Raw genomic sequence first — 3,543 nt, 5'->3', positions numbered from 1 at the left:
TCGTTCGAAGGCGCGTAGCTCAGCTGGTTAGAGCACCACCTTGACATGGTGGGGGTCAGGGGTTCGAGTCCCTTCGCGCCTACCAACTTTCCCAAAGGGCCTGTTGCCGCCGCGACAGGCCCTTTGTCTTGGCCATGAGGCGGGGCGGGTTGCACAGGGAAAACCATGCCCGGTACCCCCCCGCCGGTTCCTAGAATGCCGGAATGGCGACCAAATCCAAGACCGAAGCAGCGGGTGCGCGTGGCGTGCGCGTGATCAAGAAGTACCCCAACCGCCGGCTGTACGACACCGACACCTCGTCGTACATCACCCTGGCCGAGGTCAAGGCTTTGGTGATGGGCAGCGAGTCCTTCGTGGTGCGTGACGCCAAGACCAACGAAGACCTCACCCGCAGCATCCTGCTGCAGATCATCTTGGAAGAGGAAACGGCCGGCGCGCCCATCTTCACCGAACAGGTGCTGGCGAACATCATCCGTTTCTACGGCCATGCCATGCAGGACTTCATGGGGTCCTATCTGGAAAAGAACATCCAGATCTTTATGGACCTGCAGCAGAAGATGGCGGAGCAGGGCGGTGGCGGGCTCAACCCCGAGGCCTGGAAGCAGTTCATGAACCTGCAGTCGCCCATGATGCAGGGCATGATGGGCACTTATCTTGAGCAGTCGCGCACCGCCTTCACGCAGATGCAGGAGCAGATGCAGAAAAACAGTGAGCAGATGCTCGCCGCGCTGGGCCTCAAACGCTGAATGGCCTGAACGCTGGGGCGGGGTCTGAGACAATCCCGCCTCTATGAGTGAATCCACCGCAACCGCCCCGGGCGCCGTGCCCAAGGTGGGCTTCGTCAGCCTCGGCTGCCCCAAGGCGCTCACCGACGCCGAGCTGATCCTGACCCAACTGAGCGCCGAGGGCTACCAGACCTCCAAGTCCTACGACGGCGCCGACCTGGTCATCGTCAACACCTGCGGCTTCATCGACGACGCCGTGAAGGAAAGCCTGGACGCCATCGGCGAAGCCTTGGCCGAGAACGGCCGTGTCATCGTCACCGGCTGCCTGGGTGCGCGCGCAGGCGAAGAGGGCGGCAACCTGGTGCGCCAGATGCACCCCAGCGTGCTGGCCGTCACCGGCCCGCACGCCACGCACGAGGTGATGGAAGCGGTGCATCAGCACCTGCCCAAGCCACACGATCCCTTCGTGGACCTGGTGCCGCCGCAAGGCATCAAGCTCACGCCGCGCCACTACGCGTACCTCAAGATCAGCGAGGGCTGCAACCACCGCTGCACCTTCTGCATCATCCCGTCGATGCGCGGGGACCTGGTGAGCCGGCCCGTCGGTGACGTGCTGACCGAGGCGCGCAAGCTGTTCGAGGCGGGGGTGAAGGAGCTGCTGGTGGTGAGCCAGGACACCTCCGCCTACGGCGTGGACCTGAAGTACCGCACCGGCTTCTGGGATGGCCGGCCGGTGAAGACGCGCATGCACGACCTGGTGCGCGAATTGGGCGAGCTCGCCAAGCCCTTCGGCGCCTGGGTGCGCCTGCACTACGTTTATCCCTACCCGCACGTGGACGAAATCGTCCCGCTGATGGCCGAAGGCCTGGTGCTGCCTTACCTGGACGTGCCCTTGCAGCACAGCCACCCCGACGTGCTGCGCCGCATGAAACGGCCTGCCAGCGGTGAGCGCAACCTGGAGCGCATCGCGCGCTGGCGCGAGATCTGTCCGCAGATCGTCGTGCGCAGCACCTTCATCGCGGGCTTTCCCGGCGAGACCGAGGCCGAATTCGAGCACCTGCTCGATTTCCTGCGCGAGGCGCGCATCGACCGCGCCGGCTGCTTCGCGTATTCGCCGGTGGAGGGCGCCGCCGCCAATGGCTTGGCCGACCCGGTGCCCGAGGCGCTGCGCGAGGAGCGCCGCGCGCGCTTCATGGCCGTGGCCGAGCAGGTGTCGGCCGACAAGCTGCGCGCTCGCATCGGCGCCAACATGCAGGTGCTGGTGGACAGCGCGCCCGGCCTGGGCAAGAAGGGGGCCGTGGGCCGCAGCTACGCGGACGCGCCTGAAATCGATGGCGTGGTGCGGCTGCTGCCGCCCGAGAAGATCAGCAAGACGCTGAAGGTGGGCGAATTCACGCGGGCCCGTATTGTTGATACCGACGGTCACGACCTTGTGGCCTTGCCCGTTTGATCCGGGGCCGCCGGCCCTGGCCGGCGCCATTGCGGCATTCGGCCAAAGAAAAAGCCTGCAGTCTTGTGGACTGCAGGCCCTTATATGATGGTGCCCAAGAGAGGACTCGAACCTCCACGCCTCTCGGCGCTAGTACCTGAAACTAGTGCGTCTACCAATTCCGCCACCTGGGCATCTCAGGAAACCAGCAGTATAGCAGAGAAATAGTGAGCGATAAAAACAACCTCCTTGCAGAATTTGATGGCGTCGTTTCCGGACACCGTGATGGACACGGTTTCGTGGTCCGCGACGACGGCCAGCCCGACATCTACCTTCCCTCCAACGAAATGCGCGCGGTGCTGCACAAGGACCGCGTGAAGGCCCGCATCGTGCGGCTCGACCGCAAGGGCCGTCCCGAGGGCCGCGTCACCGAAATCATCGAGCGCTCCACGGCGCCCATCATCGGCCGCCTGTTGCAAGAGGGCGGCGTGTGGCTCGTGGCGCCAGAAGACAAGCGCTACGGCCAGGACGTGCTGATTCCCAAGGGTGCCACGGGCTCGGCCAAGCCGGGCCAGGTGGTGGTGGTGGAGCTCACCGAGCCGCCCGCGCTGTACGGGCAGCCCGTGGGGCGTGTGAAGGAAGTGCTCGGCGAGATCGACGACCCGGGCATGGAGATCGAGATCGCGGTCCGAAAGTACGGCGTGCCGCACGAGTTCTCGCAGACCGCCATGGCGCAGGCGCGCGCCTTGCCCGATCACGTGCGGCCGAGCGATCTGCGCCACCGGGTGGACCTGCGCGACGTGCCGCTGGTGACCATCGATGGCGAAGACGCGCGCGACTTCGACGACGCCGTGTACTGCGAGCCCGCGAAAGTGGGCAAGGCCAAGGGCTGGCGCCTGCTGGTGGCCATTGCCGACGTGAGCCACTACGTGCAGACCGGTTCGCCCATCGACGTGGACGCCTACGACCGCGCGACCTCGGTCTACTTCCCGCGCCGCGTGATCCCCATGCTGCCAGAGAAGCTGTCCAACGGCCTGTGCTCGCTCAACCCCGGGGTGGAGCGCCTGTGCATGGTGTGCGACATGCTCATCACCGCGCGCGGCGAGATCCACGCCTACCAGTTCTACCCGGCGGTGATGTTCAGCCACGCGCGCCTCACCTACACCGAGGTGGCGGCGATCCTGCAGAACACGCGCGGCCCCGAGGCCATGAACCGCAAGCCGCTGGTGCCGTACCTGCTGAACCTGCACGACGTGTACCGCGCGTTGCTGGCGGCGCGCAACGCGCGCGGGGCGGTGGACTTCGAGACCGTGGAGACGCAGATCGTCTGCGACGAATCGGGCCGCATCGAGCGCATCGTGCCGCGCACGCGCAACGACGCGCACAAGC

The 3,543-nt window shown here is 65.9% G+C and carries 3 protein-coding genes and 2 tRNA genes; 4 read left to right on the top strand and 1 reads right to left on the bottom strand.

Features of this window, described 5'->3' with window-relative positions:
- Positions 1–8 precede the first annotated feature (8 nt).
- The 3 genes from BGO22_RS03530 to rimO all read left to right on the top strand — a co-directional run bounded on the left by BGO22_RS03530 (position 9) and on the right by rimO (position 2,175).
- A tRNA-Val gene (locus tag BGO22_RS03530) sits at positions 9–85 on the top strand.
- A gap of 118 nt (positions 86–203) precedes the next feature.
- Entirely contained in the window at positions 204–746 is a 543-nt protein-coding gene (phaR, locus tag BGO22_RS03525; protein WP_070399990.1) for a polyhydroxyalkanoate synthesis repressor PhaR, read from the top strand.
- Between the two features lie 43 nt (positions 747–789).
- On the top strand, positions 790–2,175 hold the full coding sequence (gene rimO, locus BGO22_RS03520; RefSeq protein WP_070399991.1) for a 30S ribosomal protein S12 methylthiotransferase RimO: 1,386 nt from the start codon (positions 790–792) through the stop codon (positions 2,173–2,175).
- Positions 2,176–2,263: 88 nt separating this feature from the next.
- On the opposite strand, the gene BGO22_RS03515 is transcribed toward rimO, so the two are convergent.
- Positions 2,264–2,348: transfer RNA gene (locus BGO22_RS03515), tRNA-Leu, on the bottom strand.
- Between the two features lie 33 nt (positions 2,349–2,381).
- Here BGO22_RS03515 and BGO22_RS03510 point away from each other — a divergent pair.
- On the top strand, positions 2,382–3,543 hold a 1,162-nt coding region (locus BGO22_RS03510; RefSeq protein ID WP_286848995.1), incomplete at its 3' end, for a ribonuclease R family protein.

Source organism: Hydrogenophaga sp. 70-12 (genome assembly GCF_001897365.1).
Lineage (GTDB): Bacteria > Pseudomonadota > Gammaproteobacteria > Burkholderiales > Burkholderiaceae_C > Hydrogenophaga > Hydrogenophaga borbori.
This window is presented reverse-complemented; position numbering and strand designations above follow the sequence as displayed.